We start from the raw sequence: 21,021 nt of genomic DNA, 5'->3' as shown, positions 1-21,021 counted from the left end.
TCTGGCAGGTCCGTCTAATTTTTTTTTAGTATATGGGGAAAATGAAAAAGACCTCAGCTTTCGCTAAGGTCTTTTTTCGTGGCACCGGTCAGAGTTGAACTGACGACACGCGGATTTTCAGTCCGCTGCTCTACCAACTGAGCTACAGCGCCGTTTTGATGTGCCCAAATATAACTCAATCTGTGAGTCTTGTCAAGGGTAAATAAGATATTACCGACATTTTTTCCTTTTTTTTTAAGAAACTTCTAAATTTAATGCCAGGTGTTGAATGTAGGGACCGAATTTTTGGGATTATTTCGGCTTTTGTTAAAAAATTAAAAGGTAGCGATGTGTTTCTGGGAAAATCGTTAAAAGGTTTTGCAGCATTTTGCTGTTTTGGTCTGGTATTGAATGGAGTTATCGCTTGCTCCGACGATAGTGCATCTGCAGAAGATGATAAGAAAGGTAATACTACCGTAATCGTAACCCCTGATGGTGATACTACGACTGTTGTTATTGGCCCCAGCGGCGATACCAGCGTGGTGGGGATTGATTCTATCCGTGTAGTTACTCCCGAAGGCGATACGATCATTAAGCTAGACACGGCTTACTATCCGGCTGACACGACTCTTCGCTGGGTTGGCAATTCTGCCCTGGTGATTACGGAAATTGCTCCGGTGAACTTGGACTGGCTTGACGAAGAAGGTGGCGACCCGGGTTGGGTTGAAATCTATAACGCTGGCGGAACCGAAGCAAACCTGAAGGGTTATACCCTTGTAGAAAACAGGAAGAATGCCCGTAAGTGGTTCTTTGGTAACGTAGTGTTGAAGCCCAAGCAGTTTACCACCGTATTCTGCGACAAGAAAAACCTGAATGAAGTGGCTGGAACTGATACCCTCGACAGGCATTATCGTGTCCATACCAACTGGAAGTTGGAAAAGGATGGCGGTACCGTATACCTGATTGACCCTTACTATGGAATTCGTGACTCGGTAACTTATCCGGCATTGACGGGTAACGTAAGCTGGGGTATCGTGGATGGTGGCGCCTGGAAGATGTTTGATGTTCCCACTCCGGAACAGCCCAACAACCAGTCTACTGCCTACGATGGCTATGCACCTACATTCTCTTTTGATGGCGCTCAGGGCGGTTTCTATAACGAACCTGTGACATTGAATCCGCCCTCTGTTAGCGGTGGACTTTCTGTGCGCTGCACCCAGGATGGTTCTATTCCCACGAAGAGTTCCCAGGAATTTAATAGCCCCATCGTAATTGACAAGAATACAGTCTTGCGTTGTGCCGCCTTTAAGGATGGTTTGTTGACCAGACAGGTTGTTACCAATACTTACTTTATTGGTGAACAGGTGAAGATGCCTGTGGTGTCTGTGTCCGTAGCCCCGGAATTCTTTACGAAGTACTATAAGAAGACTAACGGTGGCGAACCCGATATGGATAAAGACCAGATGTATGCACCCAACAAGGCTTATCCTGATGATTCTGGTGAACTTCCTGTTCATGTGGAATTCTACGCCGAAGGAAGCAAGTCTAGCAAGAAGGCCTGGGAAATTGATGGTGGTATTTCTCTGATGGGTGGCTGGAGCCGCATGGAACGAAAGAAGTCTGTGGCCATTGTCATGCGTGAAGAATATGAAGCTGGCTGGCTTGAATATCCTTTGTTTGAAACCCGTAAGGATAAGAATAGCAAGTTCAAGGGCTTTAACCTCCGTAACAACGGTAACCGCTTTGTGGCTGACTATTTTGCCGATGCTGCTGGCGGTGCCATCCTTGAAGGCAGTGGCGTTGATTACCAGCGCAGCCGCCAGGTGGTGGTGTTCTACAATGGTACATACTATGGCATCCACGATATGCGTGAACGCTACAACAAGAACTATGTAGAAACAAACTATGGCATCGATGCCGGCTCCGTGAACTTTATTAAGCACCTGAATAAGACTGTAACTGCGAGCAACGGCACCGAAGCTGATTACCTGGCCATGCTGGCCTTTATCGGTGGAAACGACATGACCGTTCCTGAAAATTATGAAGCGGCCAAGACTCTCATCGATATTGGAAACTTTGCCGATTATATGATTGCAGAAATGTACATTCATAATGGTGACTGGCCCGACAATAACGTTCGCGCCTGGAAGTCTCCGGAACAGCCCTGGAAGTTTATGGTCTATGACCTTGACCATGGTTTTGAATGGGATTGGTCTGTTTCTGGTTTCAGCCAGTCTACAAATATGTTCTCCTGGGTAAAGAAGGGTGGCAAGAATGGTTGCGCTTCGGCTGCAAATAATTGCTTCGCCTCTCTGTACAACAGCCTGATCAAGAATGCTGACTTTAAGCGTCTGTTCGTTAACCATGCCTCTGTGATGTTCGGTACCTACCTGAATGGAAGCAATGTGACGGAAAAGGCTAAGTTCCTGGCCAACATGCTTGATGCATCTGACGTTGAAAGGGATATGTCTGTTGAAGCCTATAAGGAAAGAAGAAACAGCTATGCTCACTCCTTCGACCCCTATGGCGAAAAGCTTGGCCCCTGGGCTTCTGAACGTGACGCTACTGTAAGGAGCGAATATACAAGTGAATTTGGTCTTTCTGGAGACATTTCCCTGACTATTTCTGCAAATGGTAGCGGTACTGTGTTGATGGAAGGTATGAAACTTCCGGGCAACGGTTCCTATAAGGGCAAGTTCTTTGGTGGTATGAATATGGAATTGACAGCCGTCGCAACGGGAGGCGCTGTGTTCAGCGGCTGGAGCGACGGTTCTACCGACAATCCCCATATCATTACACCTACCGATGGCATGACCATTACGGCTAACTTCAAGTAATTGCCGGCGGGCGATCCCGTGGCTTACATTTGAAAGGAGTGCGGCTCACGTTTGTGAATCGCACTCTTTTTTAATTTCTAAATTTGAAGTATGAGAAATCCTGAAGACAAGAGCTACGTTCGCAAGATGTTTGACGAAATTTCGGGGCGTTATGATTTTTTGAATCATACCCTCAGCTGTTTTCAGGATATCCGTTGGCGCAGGGCCTGCTGTAAGGAACTGAGAAAGTTGCGTCCGGGCAGGCGGTTGCTGGACCTGTGCGGCGGTACTGGCGATTTTGCCGTGACCTACGAAAAGTTTAACGGGACTCAGGACGTGGCGATTCTCGGGGACTTTTCTTACGGAATGCTCCGTGGTGCAGAAGGCAAGAATACGACCGCGGTTCCTGTCCAGCTGGATGCCATGAAGATGCCCTTTGGCGATGCTTCCTTCGATGTGGTGCTGAATGGCTTTGGTATGCGAAACTTGCCTAATGCCGATGCCGGCTTGAAGGAATCGGCCCGCGTGCTGAGCCACGGAGGCTACCTGCAGGTGCTTGAGTTTTTCGCTCCGCGGAATGCGTTCAATAAGTTCTTCTATAAAGTTTTGGCGCCTATGTTCATTCCTGTAATGGGGGCGCTGTTCAGCAAGCATGATGCCTATGAATATCTGGTGAATTCCGTGCTGCACTTTTTGCCGGTAGACGAATTTGTGAAGCTGGCCGAAAAGAACGGGTTTGAACTGGTCCATGTGAAGCCCTGCTTTTGGGGCGTTGCCTATCGCGTTCTTCTGAAGAAAGTTTCTGCGGATGGATCTGCGGCGGGGGCGGTCAAGTGAGCCGTTATATTCTGGGCGTGACGGGTGCTAGCGGCGCTATCTATGCGACCCGCACTGCAATGCATCTCAAGAAACTGGGGCATCATGTGACGGCCCTGGTGACTTCCCCGGGTCGCGAAGTGGTGGCCTACGAGGGGCAGGAATCTCTGTACGATTACTGCGATGAACTTCCTGACGTGAATGATTTTTTTGCGGAATGTGCCAGCGGTAGCGCCGATTATGCAGGCATGGTAGTGGTGCCCTGTTCCATGGGAACTTTGGGGAGAATGGCGGCAGGTACATCTGACAATTTGTTGGTCCGTTCGGCGGATGTATGCCTGAAGGAACGCCGCCCTCTGATTGTGGTTCCGCGGGAGATGCCCTATAATTTAATCCACCTGGAAAATATGGAACGTCTGACTCGCGCGGGAGCGGTTGTGATTGCCGCGAGCCCCCAGTTCTACAGCAAGCCTACGACGATGGAGGAACTGGTGGATACGGTGGTGGCGAAAATTTTGAAACACCTGGGAGAAGAAACGAAAATTGTAGAACCATGGAAGAAAGTTGATGTTAAATAAGATTCTTGAATTCGGTCACCTGGTTCGTTTGAGTCATTCGCTGTTCGCCATGCCTTTTGCGCTGGGATCCATGTGGGTGGCTGCAAATGGTTTCCGTGATATGAGTTGGCAGGAGACTGCCCGCATCGTGGTGCTTATTGTGCTTTGCATGGTAACGGCCCGTAACAGCGCCATGAGTTTTAACCGCATTGCCGATGCAGATATCGATGCCAAGAATCCTCGCACGGCCAAGCGCCACCTGCCCGATGGACGCTTGAGCAAGAAATCGGTGATTGCCTTTTTGGCGGTAAACGGCGTTCTGTTCGTTCTGTTTGCGGCGCTGTTGCAGCCTCTGGCCGGTTTGTTGGCCTTGCCTGTGTGGCTATTGCTGTTGTCCTATTCCTACTGGAAACGCTTTAGCTGGCTTTGCCATTGGTTCTTGGGATTTGCCATCGGCATGAGCCCCCTGGGTGCCTGGATTGCTATCCGAGGCGAATTCGCGCTGTTCCCCATTTTCTTGCTGATGATTCTGATGCTCTGGATGGGGGGCTTCGACATTATCTACGCCACACAGGATGAAGAGATTGACCGCCAGATGGGATTGCATTCCGTGCCGGCAAGATTTGGCCGTAAGCGTTCCTTGCAGATTGCCTTCTGGAGTCATATGGCCATGCTTGCCCTTTGTGTGGCTTTCGGCTTTATTTGGCAGATGGGTGTAGCCTGGTGGGCTGTAACGGCCCTGATGGCTGCCGCGGTATTTTATATTCACTTGTTTAGAAAGTCTGACGATCTGGATGCGATGAACCGTGATTTCTTCTTGGCCAATGTCACCATCAGTGTGTTGGTCATGGTGGGTCTCTTCGTCTGGATTTTAATGGGAGGCGATGTCAATGTCCTTTATTAGTGGTAACGGTCCGAAGAAGTTTGATAACGAAGACAAGATCAAGATGTTTGAACGTCTGGGTTCCCTGGGAGCCGTCCTTGCACTGATTATCATCCTGATGATCGAGAGTGGAAAGTTCGAGGCTTACCAGAATTTGCTGGACATGGGGCTCACTGCCATGATCGTGGTGCTGGCAGTGGCGCTGGTCGGTAGCGTATTCTTTAAGACAAAGAGAAAATAAGTCAAATTTCAAGGTCGGCGGAGTAGACCGTTTCTACGGTGCCGTCGTCGGTTTCGAATAGTAGACTTCCGTCGGGTTGCATGTCGAGAATGCGGCCCGATTTTTTGATGGAGCCTGCGCCGCTGTCGCGGTTTTCGTCGGTGCAGTTGTTGTTGACCACGATGGTGCCCCGGGCGCCGATGAACTGGTCCATCTTGCGCCAGGCTTCAATCCAGGGAGAAAGTCCGAAGGCGCGGAACTGGCCTATGGCACGCTCCAGGTTACCTACGAGGGCCTGCAGTAATTTTTCGCGGTTGATCTGGCGGCCGCCTGCGATTTCTTTTAGGGTGGTGACGGGGCGGTTTAGAAAGGCGTAGTTTGCGGGATCGCTGTTGACGTTGATGCCTATGCCCATGTTGACTGCGGGTCTGGGCGGTTGGCGCTTGCCGTCTACGGTTTCGCCGGGTACAAAGACGATTTCTGCCAGGATGCCGCAGAACTTGCTCTTGCCGCAGAGGATGTCGTTGGGCCACTTGACGGTGACGCGTCCCAGCTGCGGTGCGGTGCCGGATTCGTCCTGGATGTCGCGGAATGTTTCTGCGAAGGTGAGGGCGGCGACCTGAGTGATTTGCGGTGCCTTGGAGAGGGCGATTCCCTCTAGCGGAATCAGGATGTTGAAATAGAGGTTCTCGTTGGCGGGGGAGGCCCATGTGCGTTCGTGGCGGCCTCGGCCTGCGGTTTGCTGGTTGGCGACAACGAGGGCGCCAGGCTGTATTTTGCCCGTGGCTGCCTGCTGTTTCATAAGAGAGTGTGTACTCTCGACTGTCTCCAAAAGGTATGCGTTCTGGCCGGCGAAGCCGGTCAGTTTCCAGCGGTCAAAATTTGGTTCCGTAGAAAACATTCTTACTGAGCCTTGGGCTCGTCTTTCTTGGGATCGAGTTCTGTCTCGACCAGGTCATCCTTTTTCTGGTCTTCCAGCATCTTCAGGGCCTCTTCGGGGAAGATGGCGAAGTATTCACGCTTCTTGTCTTCGAAGAGCTGCAGCAGTCGTTCCTGTTCGAATTGCTCGCGGTCGATGTTCTGCATAAAGAATTCGTCGCGGGCGAAATCGCGGGTGGTCATCATCTTCTTGATGTCTTCGGAAAGGTCCACCTCATCCCACAGGATGTAGTAGGAGCCTACCATGCCATCGGCAAAGATGTCCACGTTCAGCGTCACGGCGTTGTTCTTGGTGGAGTCGACCAATTGCACCTGGGTTTCGCGCTTTTCGGGGCGGAACACATCTACGTCGTTTACAGGTTTAGAAAGATCCTGGGCCCAGAGGAGGCTTGCCAGGGTCACTGTAAACAGAGAAATTTTGAAAGCAGGGCAATTCATGTTCATAATATACTTACAAACGCAATCGAAAAGAGGGGTGTGCAAAAGTTTGTGCGAAAAAATACACGAAGACGTTGCCAGGATACGAAAAATCCTTCTGATTGGAACAGGAGGATCCGATTTTTTTGGTAAAACCGCAGGTATCTAGGGCTACTGGGCTAGAGGCATCCAGGGCTTGACTACGTCAATGGAGGTCAGCATATTCTGGCGGACTCGGCGGATGGCTGCAGCGGCGATCATGGCGCCGTTGTCGGTACTGAGGCTGCGGTCGGGAACTAGGAACTTGATGCCGTGTTTGCCGCAATAGTCTTGCAGTCGGGTGCGGAGCCAGGCGTTGGCACTGACACCACCGCCCATGACCAAAGTCTTCATCTTGGTCTTCTTGAGGGCGTTGATGGTCTTGGTCACCAGGCTATCCACGATGGCGTCTTCCAGGGAGGCGCAGATGTCGCCCAGGTTCTGCTGGATGTATTCCGGATCGTGAGTTTCGGTATAGCGCAGCACGGCGGTCTTCAGGCCGCTAAAGGAAAATTCGCAGTTGTCGTGGGAGCGGAGGGCTCGGGGAAATTCGACGAACTTGCGGTTGCCATTGGCACCCAGCTTGCTGATGGTGGCGCCTGCAGGGTACTTGAGACCCAGAAGCTTTCCGCACTTGTCGAAGGCTTCGCCGGCAGCGTCGTCGCGGGTGCGTCCGATGCTTGTGTACTTGAATCCCGGTTCTTCCAACACCAGTTCCGTGTGGCCGCCGGATACCGTAAGTGTCAGGAAGGGCGGCTCGATTTCGGGGTGGCTCAACCAGGCGGCAGCCAGGTGGCCTTCCAGGTGGTTGATGCCGTAGGCGGGAATCTGCAAGTCGCGGGCAAGACCCTTGGCGAAGCTTGCGCCCACAAGGAGAGGTCCCATAAGGCCCGGGCCTGTGGTGTAGGCGATGGCGTCGATGTCTTCCATCTTGATGCCTGCTTCCTTGACGGCGGCTTCGGCGACGGGAACAATTTTCTGCAGGTGGGCGCGGGCTGCGATTTCGGGAACCACGCCGCCATAGAGGGCGTGTTCGTCGATCTGGCTGTACAGCGGGTTGGAAAGCACTTTCAGCGGGTCATCCTGCAAGATGGCGCAGGCTGTTTCGTCGCAGCTGGATTCAATTCCAAGCCAAATCATGGTGTGGCCTCCTGGACTGTTTCTTCGGGATTCTCGGTGACGGCCGGCTTGACTTCTACCTTGTTCAGGCGAACCTTTTCGGGCTTGATCTGGATAGCCTTGATGGACATTTCGCGGTTTACGCTGGGGGGCAGCGTAAGCTTGACGGTGGGGGCCAGGCTGTCGGCGTCTTCAATTGCAAATCGGTTGAATTCCAGTATCAGTTCGATGTCCTTTGACGAGATGGAATCCAGTACCTGTTCGCCGCCGGTAATTTCTACGGATACGGTGTCGGGGTTCAGGGAGTAGATCTTCTTGTCGAAGAAACCAATCAGGCTGACGGGAATATTCTGGAAAGTCTTGCTGTCCATCTTCTGGATGTTCACGGCGATGGTCACTGTGGAATCGCTGGGCTTTACGAAGGATGGAAGAGATGCGAAATTCAGGGGGACTTTGAACTTGCCGCTCTTACGGAGGGTATCGTAGTTGACAGAGTCTGTGGGAATGTCGATAATGCGGGTGAGGGCATTACGGGCGCCGGAAACCTTAAGCTCTTCGGGGAGGATGGCGGGATCGTCGGCCAGCAGGTAACCCTGGGCGGCGTTGAAATTTACGTTAGACTTGATGGGAACGTTACGGACGATGCGGGTGTCGATTTCCAGGTCGATAAAGATAAGCTGGTTGTCGGGTTCCACAAAGCGGATGTCGGGGAATCCGGGGGCCACGAAGTTGTGGGCGTCCAGGTGGATTCGGGTTCCGCCTAGTTCGGCGTTCTGCAGGTCTACCACCATGGCTACGGAATTCTGTTTGTCCTTGTTCATCTGGTGGCGCAGACGGATCAAATCCCAGGACTTGCCTTCTACGGTAATGTGCAAGGTGTGGGGCGGTTTAGAGGCGATGGCCATGTTCTCGTGAAGTTTCACGAAGTGCAGGGGAACTTCCATGGAAAGCTGGAAGTCCTTCTGTGAAATGACAAGAAACCAGAGGGCTATGCCAAAGACTAGTGCTGTTATCTTTATTACGATATTTCCCATTGTCGCCCCGTAAAGAACTCTTGAAAATTTAGTTATTATTCAACCCGTGCTTGGACAACTCGGCTACTTAATATCAGAATCTTTTAGAGGAATGAGGCAACACCGTACGGTGATCTTGCCTTCGTTGGTCACAATCTTTCTCTGTTCCCTATTGCTTTCGGCTTCCATCACCGTTTTGGGTGGTGTTGTGCGTCTGATGTCTACGGAGCGGAACCTGTATGCAATCGAGGCTTTCCTGCCCGAATCCCTTTCGATGGATTCCATAAAAGTTATACAGACCCGCCTGCAGCATACCAAGCATATCGATTCCGTTTCCTTTATCAGTGCCGATTCCGCCCTGGCGGATTTCCGCAACCATTTCTCGGGTGAGATGCTGGACCTTGTGGAAGGGAACCCCATTCCTCCGTTTTTCAGGGTGACCCTGGATGAGGCTAGCCAGAATCCTGCCGACCTGGTGACTTTGCGGAATGCCCTGGCCCAGGAAGAATTTTTCGAGGAAGTCCAGGCGCCTGTGGAATGGGTTGAAAAATTTGCGGCCTGGAAATTCAAACTGGTTTTCTGGCCCGTCTGTATTAGCGTGTTGCTGCTGGTGACGCTGTCGCTGATCATCTGTAATTCCGTTCGCCTTTCGCTGTTCTCTCGCCAGCTGCTGGTAGAGAACATGAAGTACGCCGGCGGAAGCTATTTCTTTATCGAGTTCCCCTTTGTGCTGCAGGGCGTGATTCAGGGCCTTGTGGGTAGCGGTCTTGCGGTGATCCTCTTGATGACGCTGGTCAATTCCGTGACGCAGGCTTTCCCGATTGTCTGGACTTACCTGGATGGGCTGGGTCTTGTCTTGGCGCTGGTGGTCTTGCTGGTGACGGCCCTGTCGGGTTATTTCAGCTTTAGGACTGTTCGCCGGTTCCTGATGGTCAAGCGTAACGAACAGGAATAGGGCTTCATGCGTTTTTTGGTCTTGCTGTTGTGCTTTCTGGTGGGTGTAGGCTTTGCCGCTCCCAATGGAAAGGCTGCGCCTGCAAAACCTGCTGCGAAATCTGCGCCTGCAAAACCTGCGGCTTCAAAACCTTCGGCCGGTAAGCCGGCCGCCTCAAAGTCTGCGGCTCCTAAGGCGGTCACCAAAAAAACAGACGCCCAGATCAGCGAACAGAAAAACGCACTTAAGAAACTGGAGTCCGACCTGGCCAAGAAACGTCAGGAACTGGCTCTCCTTGAAACCGAAGAGAAGGGCGTGCTGAACACGATTTCTCTTCTGGACCAGAACTTGAACCAGACTCGAACTTACATCAGCGAACTTTCCAAGAGCGAGAACATGCTGGAAAGCGCCATTGTTCAGCTGGAGGCCGATATCGATTCCCTTGACCAGAAGATCGAGGAACGAAAGGAGGCCATGAAAAAGAGAATTAGAACTTTGTATGTAAATGGACGCGCTAACGAGGCGAAGGTCCTTTATAATCTTCTGACTCAGGAAGGCAACCCTGATCGACAGGTGTACTGGGTACATCGAATTTTGAATCAGGACCAGCAGGAAGTGGAAACCTTGCAGCAGCTGGTTTATGAACGTGATGAAAAGAAACAGCAGTCCACCGACCATCTGGCTGACTTGAAGAAAATGCGCGACAAGAAAGCTGCCGAAGAAAAGGGTCTCGTGAGCCAGATGTCTGGTCAGGAACGGATGTTGAAGTCCCTGAAGCAGGACCAGAATATGCAGCGCCGCGCCCTCAAGGAATTTGAGCAGAACCAGAAGACCATGCTGGCCTTGATCAAGAAGCTGGAAGAGCGCCGCAAGAAGGAAATCGAGGCGGCCAAGAAGGCCGAAGCCGAACGCAAGGCAAAGGAAAAGGCGGGCAAGTCTAAGGGCAAGAAGCCCGAGAAGAAGGATACGAAGACGGTGTCCAAGCCCAAGGTCGTGGTGGCCGAATCGGTAAAGGGACCTAAGTGCAGACCTTTGAAGGGTGACGTCATCAGTAATTATGGTCTCCAGGAACATCCGGTGCTTCATATCATGACTCGCAATTTGGGTGTAGAAATCCGTGGCAAGCGTGGCGAAATGGTGAAGGCTGCTTCTGCCGGTACCGTGGTCATGGTCTCCGAAATTGACGGTCGCGGCCCCTCCGTGATTATCGAACACCAGGGCGGAACCTATTCCGTGTATGGTCATATGAAGTCTATTCGCGTGCAAGAAGGCAAGGAAGTCCGAAATTGCGAAGAAATTGGCGAGGTGGGCGACGTTGCTTCCTTAAATGGAATTAAATTGTACTTTCAAGTTAGCGAAGGGACTCAGACCGTGGATCCCCTTCAGTGGTTAAAGCAGTAAATAAAGCAGTAGATGATTGAATATATTCTAAATGGCCCCGCCTCCCAGGAACGTGCAAGGATCCGGCTGATGTCGGCTCTCCGTGAGAATCGTTTCCCGCAGTCAATCCTGATTGACGGTCCTGCCGGTATCGGCAAGAAGGCTCTGGCCATGAAGCTTTCTCAGGCTCTGCAGTGCTCTAACCCTGACGAACGCCCTTGCGGCCACTGCTTTGGCTGCCGTATGGCGATGGACAGCGGCGATACCAATAGCTGGGTTATTCCCCTGGATTCCAAGGAAGCCCACTCCAAGAGCGGTGCCGACGTTTCCGCCGGCAGTACCGCCAAGACTGTAGAAGATATTAAGAAGGGCTACATCGAGGAAATCCAGAAGAACCCTTACCGCGTAGACCTTTTTGGCCCTGCCTCCTTTATTTCGGTGGACCTGATCCGTTCCATGACCGGTGGATTCGCCATGAAGGGTGACCGCGTCCGTGTGGTGATCATTGCCGAGGCTGACCGCATGAACGAGGCGGCCAGCAACGCCTTCCTGAAGACTTTGGAAGACGTTCCCCCCGATACCTATTTCATCTTGACCACGTCTTCCCGCGAGAAGATGCTGCAGACCATCCGTTCCCGTTGCCTGGCCCTGCACCTGCTGCCCCTGACCGATGCCGAGGTCCGCAGCGAATGTGCCCGGGTTTCTGCCGGCGAGGTTTCCGAAGAGGAACAGGATGAGGATAGCTTTAGCGAAGGTGTTGAAATTCCCGACGATGTGGTGGGCCTGGCTGTAGGCTCTCCGGGCAAGGCTCTCTACTATGCCAAGCGGAGCAAGACTTGGTGCAAGCTTGCCGCCGAATTCGTCCGCAAGTCCCTGTTGCAGGACTACACCGACCTTTTTATGACTTTGAAGGATGCCGAACTGGATGAGGCCTACGAGGCCAACCGATTCCTCGAAGTTCTTTCCTTCCTGATTGCGGACCTGATCCGCCTGGTGGCTGGTGCGGCTTTGCGCTTGCCCGAGACCACGGCTAACGTGGGTATCGAGAACTTCCCGCGGGTAGATGCCACCGCCCTTGAACTTTCACTGGTTGCAGTCCAGGAGACCATGTCCCGCATCGAGTCCCGCCGCGTGACCGCCTCCATGTGTCTGCAGAATCTGGCCCTTAAACTTTTCGAGGGCTATAAATGACTTTTGGCGTAACAGAAGAACGCCTGGCGACGTCTATCTCGCACAGCCTCAGGATCCCCCATGTGGTGGCCCGATTCCTGGTGGCCCGCGGAATTACTTCTGCGGCCGATGCCCACCGCATGCTCTGCGGTAGCAAGGATGATGTGCTGGACCCCTTTGGAATCATGGGGATGGAAGACGCAGTCAACTGGCTTCTGGATGTGCGCGAAAAAGGTGGCAAGGTTTTCGTCTTTGGTGACTACGACCTGGACGGTATGACTGCCGTGACCTTGATGACTCGTGCCCTGGCTGAAATCGGCATGGAGTCTGACTGGCGCCTGCCTAACCGCTTCGGTGATGGCTACGGCCTTTCTATGTCGGCGGTAGACGAGATGTACGAAGCTGGCGCCCGCTATGTGGTGACTGTCGATACGGGTATTACCGCCAACGCCGAAATTGCTCACGCCAAGGAACTGGGAATGGCGGTCATGGTGATCGACCATCATCAGCCTTCTGGCGATGGCCTCCCGGTTTGCGATGTTCTTCTGGATCCCCATCAGGAAGGCGATACCTACCAGAACCCTGAACTTTGCGGCGTGGGTGTTTCCTATAAGTTTGTCTGTGCTCTGTACTCCAGGCTCGGACGTCCCGTTCCCGAAAAATTCCTGGACCTGGTGGCTCTTGGAACTCTGGCCGACCTGGTTCAGATGACTCCCGAGAATAGATGCTTTACCAAGGCTGGCCTCAAGAATCTTGAGAGCAGTAGCTGGCCCGGCCTTCAGGAAATGTATGGCAACTTGATGAAGCCCCACAGCGCCGTGGGCGGCATCGACGTGATGTACAAGTTTGCCCCCATCCTCAATGCCCCCGGTCGAATGGAACGTCCGGATCCGGCACTTAAGCTTTTGCTGAGCCCCAACAGAGCCAGCGCCAATGCCCTGCTGGCGGAACTTCGCGACTGGAACGCCCGCCGCAAGCAGAAGGAAGCGGAAATCACCGAGATGGCCATGGAACAGGTTCGCGCTGTCTATGGCGAACGTATTCCCACCGTGATTGTGGTGGCCGGTGAAAAGTGGCATGTGGGTGTGATCGGTATCGTGGCTGCCAAGCTGGCCCAGGAATTCCACAGACCCTCCGCCGTCATGTCGGTTTGTGATGGTATGGCCCACGCCAGTGCCCGCGCTGTTCCCGGCTTTAACTGGCACAAGGCCCTTTTCGAATCCAAGGATTTGTTTGACCGTTGGGGTGGCCACGCCAACGCCGCCGGCTTCTCTCTCCCTGCCGACAAGGTGGATGAACTCCGCGCCCGTCTGGAACGCTCTGCCGAAGTTCAGGGCTACACCGGCGAAGAGGAATTGCAGGAAGAAGCCTACCCCTACGATATTGAAGTTTCTCTCCACGAACTTGAAGTGGAAGCTGGACAGTACATGCCCACCAAGGGAATCCCCTTCGCCCAGAACCAGATGCTGCGTCCTATGATCACGGTGCTGGACTTCTTCGATATGATGGAACCCTTCGGCGGTAACTTCCCGTCTCCGACCTTCCGTGCCGCCGGCGTCCGCGTACACAGGATGCGTGAACTGAAGGGCGGACACCTGCAGATGGATATCTCCCAGGCGGGTAGCCGCGTGTTCCCGGCCATCGCCTTCGGCCTCCGCAAGAACAAGAACTTGCTGACTCGCGGTGAACTGGTCTCCGTGTTTTTCGAACCCACCTGGAACTACTTCAACGGCAAGAAGACCCTGCAACTTTGCATCAAGGCCATCGAGTAGCACTGGATCATGCGTAACCTTCCCCTGATTTTTCTGGCATTTGTCATTGCCGTAATGGTGGTTGCCCTCCTGCGCATCCAGCAGGCTCCTGCTCCCATCGTGACCATCATTCCCGCCGAGCCCGCTCCCGTTAGCCCCATGGCCGGTTACACGGGCCGCATGGTCATGCCTTCCATCAACGACATCTACGTTCTCGAGAATACGGCCAACCGCGACCTGAACCAGATCGCCCAGTATATCCAGGGCCGTGCCGCGGGCCTCCACTGGCTGGCTGCCGAACACTTCAAGGCCAAGAAGAAATCCCGCAAGAAACCCAGCCGTCTGCAGCCCCTGTCCTCCGAGGGCGACATCCTCATGGGCATCAAACTTTCCCTAGATTCTCTGGGTCAATTCGAATCCCAGATCCTCTTCAGCAACGTCAACGACGAAGCTTTGAACGCCCTGGTGCAGCAGCATATCAGCCAGTTCTGGCGCTACAGGAAGAGCGCTGGCGGTCGCTTTGAAATGTGGGCCCCCTTCGTCTGGAAACAGGACTGGAGCCCCTTCGTGGCTAAGTGAATCAAAAAGGCTGAGCATTCCGCCCAGCCTTTTCAAATACGTCAAACTTTAAATAAACGTTGGAATTACTTTGCCTTCAGAATAGAAAGCAACTGGTCGGCCTTCTTTTCGATCAGGATGAAGGCTTCGAACATGCGGGCTTCACGCCACTTGATCAGGTACTTGGCACGCCAATCGTCAGCCACCATTTCGGTGTCTTCGTGACCGCCGTCCTTTTCCTTTTCGTTCTGATACCATTCTTCCTTCTTGATTTCGCGGATCATGTCGCCCAGTTCGGCGGCGGGCTGCAGGGAGCCCTTGCACAGCAGCAGGGCGCGCAGGTTGTCCAGAAGGATTTCGTCGGTAGGTTCGTCGGCGTCGTCACGGGCGCAGTCCCAGATTTCGCCACGGTGGCGTTCCGTCCAGCCAATCAGGTGCTTCTCGGTGCGCTGAAGTTCGCCCTTGGCAAGCTTCTCTTCCACCGCTTCGCGCGGGTAGTAAATGCTGTTCGGATAAAAGTCGATCATGTTGACCTCGCTACCTTTTAAAAGTTAGCTCATTAATGCCCGGGGCGGGACTTGAACCCGCACGAGGTTGCCCCCAAGGGATTTTAAGTCCCCAGTGTCTACCATTCCACCACCTGGGCTGGTGTGAGCGTAGCGCAAATATATAAAAAAGCGGGGCAATGCAGGCTGTTTTTTTAGCTACATTGGGTTTTATGAAGAAGTTAATCCGTAATACCCTTGTTTTTCTGGCCCTGAGCCTGTTTGGATGCCTTTCCGCCTTCGCCTATGATGGCGACATGGACGAATACCACGAGTTCAAGGAAGACCTGGCCCTGGTCCGCGACAGCTATGTCCAATGCGTCAATATGGTGGCCGACGAGAATCCCGAAAAAATCGGCGGCAGCTGGCAGACCCTGGAATTCGAGGCTCCCCAAACCGCCTACGTAAAAATCGATGAAGTGGCCGGCGGCTTCAAGATCAAGGGCACCCATGGCGCCTACAAACTGGACGTAGAAGTCCGGGTGAAACTGAACCAGGAAGGCGACATCAAGTACGAAATCAAGCACGGCAAGGGCAGCAACGCCCCCGGCAAGGAAATCGCCAGCGAAGTATTCCGCTAGTTTTTATTTTGTTCGCAGAATAGAACTGCATTCTATAAAAAGAACATAAAAAAGAAAAGGTCGAGCTGAATGCCCGACCTTTTTTAACACCGACCTTGGTCGGTGTAGATGACTCATAATTCCTACTTAACAATAAGCATAGAGTCGTCCCAGGCTTCGTGCTTTTCGAAGCCCATGAGGTTGGCGGTGGTTGCTGCCAAGTTGGACAGACCCCAGTTGCCTTCCTTGAGACCAAGCTTGCCGCCGGTAACGTTATCGTACAGAATGCAGGGAACCTTGTTCAAGGTGTGGCTGGTCTTGGCCTTGAAGGAACCATCCTTGTTCACCTTGGGCATGCCGGTCTTCTTGTCGATTTCGTACATTTCGTCGGCGTTACCGTGGTCAGCGGTAATGAGAGCAACACCGCCGGCTGCGTCGATCACCGGGAGGAGACGAGCGAGGCCGATGTCCACAGCTTCGATAGCCATGGTAGCTGCACGGAAGGAACCAGTGTGGCCCACCATGTCGCCGTTGGGGTAGTTGCAGCGGAGAGTCTGGTACTTGCCACTCTTGATAGCTTCGATCATGGCGTCGGTAACTTCTGCAGCCTTCATCCAGGGGCGCTGTTCGAACGGGACAACGTCGGATTCGATTTCCAGGTAGGTTTCGCCGTCGAACTTGCTGGAACGGTTACCATTCCAGAAGTAAGTCACGTGACCGTACTTCTGAGTTTCGGAGCAGGCGAACTGCTTAACGCCAGTTTCTGCGAACCATTCGCCGGAGGTTTCCTTGATTGCCGGAGGAGGAACCAGGAAGCGGTTGGGGAGCTTCAGGTCGCCATCGTACTGGAGCATGCCGGCGTAGCAAACCTTGGGGAAGCGGACGCGGTCAAATTCATTGAAGGATTCTTCTTCGAAGGCGCGGGTGATTTCGATAGCGCGGTCGCCACGGAAGTTGAAGAACACCACGGAGTCGCCGTCGTTGATGGTGCCAACAGGCTGGCCGTTAGCTGCGATTACGAACGGAGGAAGATCCTGGTCGATAGCCTTGGTTTCGCCACGGAGAGTTTCGATAGCCTGCTTTGCAGAAGCGAACATACGGCCTTCGCCCAGAACGTGGGTCTTCCAGCCAAGTTCAACCATCTTCCAGTTAGCGTTGTAACGGTCCATGGTGATCTGCATACGGCCACCGCCAGAAGCGATGCAAACGTCGAATTCCGGAGAGCGGAGTTCTGCAAGGAACTGTTCAAACGGGCCGACATAATCGAGAGCGGAGGTTTCCGGAACGTCACGGCCATCCAGGAGGATGTGAACGCGAACGGTCTTGACGGATTCCTTCTTGGCCTGGGCCACCATGGCCTTCAGGTGAGAAATGTTGGAGTGAACGTTACCGTCGGAGAAGAGGCCGATGAAGTGAAGAACGGAGTTCTTTTCACGAACGTTGGCGGAGATTTCCTTCCATGCGTCGCGGCCGAAGATATCGCCAGAAACGATTGCGTCCTGAACGAGGGCTGCACCCTGGTTATAGACCTGGCCAGCACCGATAGCGTTATGACCGACTTCGGAGTTACCCATGTCTTCGTTGGTGGGCATACCCACGGCGCGGCCGTGAGCGTTCAGAAGAACGTTGGGGTACTTGGCGAACAAGGCGTCCAGAGTGGGCTTACGAGCAGCGGCAATAGCGTTGCCCTGTTCGTTGGGGTTGAAACCGTAACCGTCCATCACGATAGTGACAACGGGACCCTTGATACCAGGGAAGTTGGAAAGCTTCTTAAGCATAGTTTACTCCAGTTATGCCCGGACCTTCCGGGCGTGTTAAATTACGGTTAAAAAATAGAAAAATGTGGGGTACAATAAAAGGCTCCCCGCCTAAACGGGAAGCCCTTAAAAGGAGAAATTCGCTAGGAATTACTGTGCAGGCATGTAGAGCTTGATAGAGAAGGAGTAGTCGTTGTTGGTCAGCTTCTCGTAAGATTTTTCGGTTGCGAAGCCCAGTGCGTAGAAGCCGCCGGCAGCGGTCTGGATGACATAGATCTGTTCTGCACTTTCGATCATGTTTGCAAAGCTTGCGTTTGCAATTGCACGATACGGGAAGTCGCTCTTGTAAGCCAAGGTGCGGTTGTTTGCAGTTTCGGGCCAGTAGCCTACGGAGTAGTCTGCATCCAGCTTGCCGAACATAGCGCCGTTGCCGCTAGACATGGTGATGTCGCCATTTGCTGCGGTGAAGATGACGTCGGCGGTTGCTGCAGAAGCAGCGTCCACTGCAGTGCAGGTTGCCAGGTCGAGACCCGGAGCCATGTTGGTAGAAAGTTTAACCTGGCAGTTGGTCATGGGAACTTCTTCGACTACGGCTTCAGAAGAAGAAGATTCCGGTTCGCTGGTTTTGCAGAAAGATTCAGGACGGTCGAAGGTGATGAACTGGTTGGAAACCTTGTCGTTGCCTTCGGTATCGACAGCGGAAACCTTGACGATCAAGGTGTAAGTGCCGCAGCCGACCGGGTCAAGAGCGGGATTTGCAAGAGAAATGGAAACGCCGGCGGAGTGGTCGGAGCCCAAGTCGATCATCTTGGTGGGGAATCTGACTTCCTTGTGGTCGACAAGTTGATCGCCCAGAGATCTGTAGCTTTCGCCCGGAACCACGGTACCGTAGGCCACGTCATAGGAAATGGCGGTGAAGCTGATATCGGTGGCTTCGCCGGTCTGCTGTGCGCTCAGGTCGATGTCGAAGTTGCCGCTAAAAATTACTTCGGCGTCGGCACCGTTGCCTCTAATTCTGGAACCCAGGTTGGTTGCGCTGATAGAAATATCCTGGGTGGCGTCGGCGCTGGCGGAGCTGCCCGGCTGTTCATCTGCAGGTGCGCCGCTACTGGAATCATCACCGCAAGCGATGAGGCCGAAAGCGCCCATGGTAATCACGGAACCCATCATAAGGGTCTTTGCGAAATTAAAAGTCATATAGATTCCTCTCTCTAAATGTTTTTTGCCCATTGAAAATACACAAAAATATTCCAAAACGGACTAGGGGACCTATTAAATAGGTGTAAAAAAACGTGAAAATATTGTGAATTCAGGCTAAAAAAGCATACTAAAAAGGGTTCCGCAGGAGGTAAAATCACTTTCCCAGGTCGCGGATCAGGTCGCGGAGACGGGCTGCCTCCTCGAAATCCAGCTTGGCCGCGGCGGCCTTCATCTGCTTTTCCAGCTCCTCGATTGACAGGTCGCTTCGCTTTGAGGTGTGAGGTGGCTTTGCTTTCAGGTTCGAGGATTTTTTGGGTTTGCCCATGGGGGCGCCCTTGAACAGGGGGGCATCCCCATTTTCGTCGTTGTCGGCGAAACCGTAATCTGCGTCGAAATCCGGGTCCTCGGCTGCCTTGGGAGTCTTGTCGCCGCGCCACAGGTCCATCAGCGGATCGTTGATGACCAGGTCCCCTTCCAGCTTGCGGCTGACGGACTTTGGCGTAATACCGTGTTCCTTGTTGAATTCCTCTTGCAGGGTGCGGCGTCGGATGGTTTCGTCGACGGCCTTCTGCAAACTGTCGGTCATGTTGTCGGCGAACAGCAATACGGTTCCGTTTACGTTACGGCTGGCGCGGCCCATGGTCTGGATCAGGCTGCGGTAGTTGCGGAGGAAACCTTCCTTGTCGGCGTCCAGAATGGCCACCATACTGACTTCCGGAAGGTCCAGACCTTCACGCAGAAGGTTGATTCCCACCAGCACGTCGAACTCACCGGTTCGCAGCCCCTTGATCAAGTCGTGACGTTCCAGGGTCTTGATGTCACTGTGGAGGTACTTGGCGCGGATGCCTGCTTCTACAAAATAGTCCGTAAGGTCCTGGGCCATCTTCTTGGTCAGCGTTGTAACCAGTACGCGGTCTCCCTTCTTCACCACTTCGTCAATACGGTAAAGCAGAACGTCCATCTGGCCCTGGATGGGGAACATCTCGATCTTCGGATCCAATAGGCCGGTGGGGCGGTTAATCTGCTCGGCCACTACGCCACCAGTCTTTTCAAGTTCGTATTCCCCCGGGGTGGCGCTGACGAACAGCACCTGCTTGGGGTACATATATTCGAACTCCTTGAAGTTCATGGGGCGGTTGTCCAGGGCGCAAGGCAGACGGAAACCGTAATTTACCAGCGTCGTCTTTCGGCTCTTGTCCCCTTCGGCCATGCCGCCCACCTGGGGAATGCTCACATGGGATTCATCTACCATCAAAAGCCAGTCATCGCCGAAGTAGTCGATGAGGGTAAAGGGGCGGGTGCCGGGGCCGCGGTTTTCGATAAGGGCGGAATAGTTCTCAATGCCGGAGCACATGCCGGTCTCGCGGATCATTTCCATGTCGTAGCGGGTTCTGCTACTCAGTCGGGCGGATTCCAGGACCTTACCTTCCTTGTCCAGTTCCGCAAGGCGGTCCGTCAATTGCAACTGCATGCGCTGCAGGATCCCGGCTCGGCCTTCTTCCTTCGTGACGAAGTGCTTTGCCGGGGCGATGGTCATTTCTTCCAGCTCCTGGATGACCTCGCCGGTAATGATGTTGAAGCGCACCAGACGATCCACCTCGTCGCCGAACAGCTCGATGCGCATGCCGTCTTCGTCGTAGCTGGGGTGGATTTCGATGACGTCGCCATGGCAGCGGAAGGTGCCACGTTCCAGGCTGAAGTCGTTACGGGTGTACTGGATGCGGACCAGTTCATGAAGCAAGTCGTCGCGATCCTTGATGTCGCCTTTTTTCACGCGGACCATCAGGTCGAAATATTCGGCGGGGCTGCCCAAGCCGTAAATGCAGCTGACGGATGCGATGATGATGACATCTCGACGGGTCAGCAGGTTAGCCGTTGCACGCAGACGCAGCTTGTCGATTTCGTCGTTGATGCTGGCGTCTTTTTCGATAAAGGTATCGGTGTGGGGAATGTAGGCTTCGGGCTGGAAATAGTCGTAATAGCTGACAAAATATTCCACCGCATTCTTGGGGAAGAAAGCCTTGAATTCCTGGTAGAGTTGGGCGGCCAAGGTCTTGTTGTGGGTGAGGATGAGGGTAGGCTTGCCTACATTCTTGATGACGTTGGCCATGGTAAACGTCTTACCGGAACCGGTTACGCCAAGGAGCGTCTGGAATTGATCGCCCTGCTTGAAACCCTCGGTAATCTGCTCGATGGCCTTGGGCTGGTCGCCGGCGGCGCCATACTGGCTTACCAGTTCGAAGTTGGCGCGGGTCGGCGCCTGGAACTGACGCAATCTGCCCGGAAGGCTCTGCTCGGGGGAGAGAACCTTTGCTATCGGTTTTGCATACGGATCCGGGGTAATTGTCTTGCGCGCTCTAGCCATGAG

19 protein-coding genes and 2 tRNA genes are annotated in these 21,021 nt (G+C 53.4%); 11 read left to right on the top strand and 10 right to left on the bottom strand.

Translation table 11 applies throughout. The features are described 5' to 3' along the window. Nucleotides 1-79: 79 nt before the first annotated feature. Nucleotides 80-152 (bottom strand) — tRNA-Phe (locus BUB73_RS08420). A 234-nt stretch (nucleotides 153-386) separates the two neighbouring features. On the opposite strand from BUB73_RS08420, the gene BUB73_RS08415 reads away from it, so the two are divergent. The 5 genes from BUB73_RS08415 (at nucleotide 387) to BUB73_RS08395 (ending at nucleotide 5,292) form a co-directional block, all read left to right on the top strand. Next, nucleotides 387-2,816, top strand: coding sequence for a CotH kinase family protein (locus BUB73_RS08415; RefSeq protein WP_073285022.1), 2,430 nt, complete (start codon nucleotides 387-389; stop codon nucleotides 2,814-2,816). Nucleotides 2,817-2,906: 90 nt separating this feature from the next. Beyond that, entirely contained in the window at nucleotides 2,907-3,632 is a 726-nt protein-coding gene (locus BUB73_RS08410; protein WP_073285020.1) for a ubiquinone/menaquinone biosynthesis methyltransferase, read from the top strand. Continuing rightward, nucleotides 3,629-4,189 carry a UbiX family flavin prenyltransferase gene (locus BUB73_RS08405; protein WP_073234374.1) on the top strand — a complete coding sequence of 187 codons (561 nt, stop codon included), beginning with the start codon at nucleotides 3,629-3,631 and terminating at the stop codon, nucleotides 4,187-4,189. Before BUB73_RS08410 ends, BUB73_RS08405 begins: the two co-directional genes overlap by 4 nt. Next, entirely contained in the window at nucleotides 4,179-5,072 is an 894-nt protein-coding gene (locus BUB73_RS08400; RefSeq protein WP_073158631.1) for a UbiA-like polyprenyltransferase, read from the top strand. The genes BUB73_RS08405 and BUB73_RS08400 overlap by 11 nt, the downstream gene beginning before the upstream one ends. Then, complete coding sequence (locus BUB73_RS08395) at nucleotides 5,059-5,292, top strand: hypothetical protein (RefSeq protein ID WP_073158633.1); 234 nt, start codon at nucleotides 5,059-5,061, stop codon at nucleotides 5,290-5,292. Before BUB73_RS08400 ends, BUB73_RS08395 begins: the two co-directional genes overlap by 14 nt. A 1-nt stretch (nucleotide 5,293) precedes the next feature. On the opposite strand, the gene BUB73_RS08390 is transcribed toward BUB73_RS08395, so the two are convergent. The 4 genes from BUB73_RS08390 to BUB73_RS08375 form a co-directional block, all read right to left on the bottom strand. After that, on the bottom strand, nucleotides 5,294-6,172 hold the full coding sequence (locus tag BUB73_RS08390; RefSeq protein ID WP_073285017.1) for a biotin--[acetyl-CoA-carboxylase] ligase: 879 nt from the start codon (nucleotides 6,170-6,172) through the stop codon (nucleotides 5,294-5,296). Nucleotides 6,173-6,174: 2 nt separating this feature from the next. After that, nucleotides 6,175-6,654: a hypothetical protein gene (locus BUB73_RS08385; RefSeq protein ID WP_249269418.1), complete on the bottom strand. Its 480-nt coding sequence runs from the start codon at nucleotides 6,652-6,654 to the stop codon at nucleotides 6,175-6,177. 144 nt (nucleotides 6,655-6,798) lie between these two features. Continuing rightward, nucleotides 6,799-7,806 (bottom strand): tRNA (adenosine(37)-N6)-threonylcarbamoyltransferase complex transferase subunit TsaD, encoded by a 1,008-nt coding sequence (tsaD, locus tag BUB73_RS08380; protein ID WP_073158652.1) that lies wholly within the window; start codon nucleotides 7,804-7,806, stop codon nucleotides 6,799-6,801. Beyond that, nucleotides 7,803-8,819 (bottom strand): CdaR family protein, encoded by a 1,017-nt coding sequence (locus tag BUB73_RS08375; protein WP_073158655.1) that lies wholly within the window; start codon nucleotides 8,817-8,819, stop codon nucleotides 7,803-7,805. The genes tsaD and BUB73_RS08375 overlap by 4 nt, the downstream gene beginning before the upstream one ends. A 91-nt stretch (nucleotides 8,820-8,910) precedes the next feature. On the opposite strand from BUB73_RS08375, the gene BUB73_RS08370 reads away from it, so the two are divergent. Genes BUB73_RS08370 through BUB73_RS08350 form a run of 5 tightly spaced genes read left to right on the top strand, consistent with a single transcriptional unit; the run spans nucleotide 8,911 to nucleotide 14,612 of the window. Then, entirely contained in the window at nucleotides 8,911-9,753 is an 843-nt protein-coding gene (locus tag BUB73_RS08370; RefSeq protein ID WP_254794886.1) for a cell division protein FtsX, read from the top strand. A gap of 6 nt (nucleotides 9,754-9,759) precedes the next feature. Beyond that, nucleotides 9,760-11,133 (top strand): murein hydrolase activator EnvC family protein, encoded by a 1,374-nt coding sequence (locus BUB73_RS08365; RefSeq protein ID WP_083539700.1) that lies wholly within the window; start codon nucleotides 9,760-9,762, stop codon nucleotides 11,131-11,133. A 12-nt stretch (nucleotides 11,134-11,145) separates the two neighbouring features. Then, nucleotides 11,146-12,303, top strand: a complete 1,158-nt coding sequence (locus tag BUB73_RS08360) for a DNA polymerase III subunit (RefSeq protein ID WP_073285011.1) — start codon at nucleotides 11,146-11,148, stop codon at nucleotides 12,301-12,303. Further along, entirely contained in the window at nucleotides 12,300-14,054 is a 1,755-nt protein-coding gene (recJ, locus tag BUB73_RS08355; RefSeq protein WP_073234386.1) for a single-stranded-DNA-specific exonuclease RecJ, read from the top strand. Before BUB73_RS08360 ends, recJ begins: the two co-directional genes overlap by 4 nt. A gap of 9 nt (nucleotides 14,055-14,063) precedes the next feature. Then, nucleotides 14,064-14,612, top strand: coding sequence for a hypothetical protein (locus BUB73_RS08350; protein ID WP_073158667.1), 549 nt, complete (start codon nucleotides 14,064-14,066; stop codon nucleotides 14,610-14,612). A 65-nt stretch (nucleotides 14,613-14,677) separates the two neighbouring features. Here BUB73_RS08350 and BUB73_RS08345 read toward each other — a convergent pair whose 3' ends face one another. Both BUB73_RS08345 and BUB73_RS08340 read right to left on the bottom strand, forming a co-directional pair. Beyond that, nucleotides 14,678-15,118, bottom strand: a complete 441-nt coding sequence (locus tag BUB73_RS08345) for a hypothetical protein (RefSeq protein ID WP_073158670.1) — start codon at nucleotides 15,116-15,118, stop codon at nucleotides 14,678-14,680. A gap of 36 nt (nucleotides 15,119-15,154) precedes the next feature. Then, nucleotides 15,155-15,237 (bottom strand) — tRNA-Leu (locus tag BUB73_RS08340). A gap of 72 nt (nucleotides 15,238-15,309) precedes the next feature. Between BUB73_RS08340 and BUB73_RS08335 the strand changes: the two genes are divergently transcribed. Further along, a complete protein-coding gene (locus BUB73_RS08335) occupies nucleotides 15,310-15,717 on the top strand; it encodes a hypothetical protein (RefSeq protein WP_139259164.1) in 408 nt (135 codons plus the stop codon). Between the two features lie 122 nt (nucleotides 15,718-15,839). On the opposite strand, the gene gpmI is transcribed toward BUB73_RS08335, so the two are convergent. The 3 genes from gpmI to uvrB all read right to left on the bottom strand — a co-directional run bounded on the left by gpmI (nucleotide 15,840) and on the right by uvrB (nucleotide 21,018). Next, nucleotides 15,840-17,474 carry a 2,3-bisphosphoglycerate-independent phosphoglycerate mutase gene (gpmI, locus tag BUB73_RS08330; protein ID WP_073285010.1) on the bottom strand — a complete coding sequence of 545 codons (1,635 nt, stop codon included), beginning with the start codon at nucleotides 17,472-17,474 and terminating at the stop codon, nucleotides 15,840-15,842. Between the two features lie 129 nt (nucleotides 17,475-17,603). After that, nucleotides 17,604-18,650 carry a hypothetical protein gene (locus BUB73_RS08325; protein ID WP_073285007.1) on the bottom strand — a complete coding sequence of 349 codons (1,047 nt, stop codon included), beginning with the start codon at nucleotides 18,648-18,650 and terminating at the stop codon, nucleotides 17,604-17,606. Nucleotides 18,651-18,807: 157 nt separating this feature from the next. Beyond that, nucleotides 18,808-21,018, bottom strand: a complete 2,211-nt coding sequence (uvrB, locus tag BUB73_RS08320) for an excinuclease ABC subunit UvrB (RefSeq protein WP_073285105.1) — start codon at nucleotides 21,016-21,018, stop codon at nucleotides 18,808-18,810. Nucleotides 21,019-21,021 lie beyond the last annotated feature (3 nt).

This window comes from Fibrobacter sp. UWH6, from assembly GCF_900142465.1.
GTDB lineage: Bacteria > Fibrobacterota > Fibrobacteria > Fibrobacterales > Fibrobacteraceae > Fibrobacter.
Note: the sequence above shows the minus strand (reverse complement) of the source record. Positions and strands in the feature narration are given on the sequence as shown.

Excerpts from the sequence above, each read along its gene's own strand:
- BUB73_RS08395 (WP_073158633.1), top strand. The coding sequence starts at position 5,059 with ATGTCCTTTATTAGTGGTAACGGTCCGAAGAAGTTTGATAACGAAGAC.
- tsaD (WP_073158652.1), bottom strand. The coding sequence starts at position 7,806 with ATGATTTGGCTTGGAATTGAATCCAGCTGCGACGAAACAGCCTGCGCC.
- BUB73_RS08385 (WP_249269418.1), bottom strand. The coding sequence starts at position 6,654 with ATGAACATGAATTGCCCTGCTTTCAAAATTTCTCTGTTTACAGTGACC.
- BUB73_RS08325 (WP_073285007.1), bottom strand. The coding sequence starts at position 18,650 with ATGACTTTTAATTTCGCAAAGACCCTTATGATGGGTTCCGTGATTACC.
- BUB73_RS08335 (WP_139259164.1), top strand. The coding sequence starts at position 15,310 with ATGAAGAAGTTAATCCGTAATACCCTTGTTTTTCTGGCCCTGAGCCTG.
- BUB73_RS08370 (WP_254794886.1), top strand. The coding sequence starts at position 8,911 with ATGAGGCAACACCGTACGGTGATCTTGCCTTCGTTGGTCACAATCTTT.
- uvrB (WP_073285105.1), bottom strand. The coding sequence starts at position 21,018 with ATGGCTAGAGCGCGCAAGACAATTACCCCGGATCCGTATGCAAAACCG.
- gpmI (WP_073285010.1), bottom strand. The coding sequence starts at position 17,474 with ATGCTTAAGAAGCTTTCCAACTTCCCTGGTATCAAGGGTCCCGTTGTC.
- BUB73_RS08410 (WP_073285020.1), top strand. The coding sequence starts at position 2,907 with ATGAGAAATCCTGAAGACAAGAGCTACGTTCGCAAGATGTTTGACGAA.
- BUB73_RS08390 (WP_073285017.1), bottom strand. The coding sequence starts at position 6,172 with ATGTTTTCTACGGAACCAAATTTTGACCGCTGGAAACTGACCGGCTTC.
- BUB73_RS08375 (WP_073158655.1), bottom strand. The coding sequence starts at position 8,819 with ATGGGAAATATCGTAATAAAGATAACAGCACTAGTCTTTGGCATAGCC.
- recJ (WP_073234386.1), top strand. The coding sequence starts at position 12,300 with ATGACTTTTGGCGTAACAGAAGAACGCCTGGCGACGTCTATCTCGCAC.
- BUB73_RS08400 (WP_073158631.1), top strand. The coding sequence starts at position 4,179 with ATGTTAAATAAGATTCTTGAATTCGGTCACCTGGTTCGTTTGAGTCAT.
- BUB73_RS08360 (WP_073285011.1), top strand. The coding sequence starts at position 11,146 with ATGATTGAATATATTCTAAATGGCCCCGCCTCCCAGGAACGTGCAAGG.
- BUB73_RS08345 (WP_073158670.1), bottom strand. The coding sequence starts at position 15,118 with ATGATCGACTTTTATCCGAACAGCATTTACTACCCGCGCGAAGCGGTG.
- BUB73_RS08365 (WP_083539700.1), top strand. The coding sequence starts at position 9,760 with ATGCGTTTTTTGGTCTTGCTGTTGTGCTTTCTGGTGGGTGTAGGCTTT.
- BUB73_RS08350 (WP_073158667.1), top strand. The coding sequence starts at position 14,064 with ATGCGTAACCTTCCCCTGATTTTTCTGGCATTTGTCATTGCCGTAATG.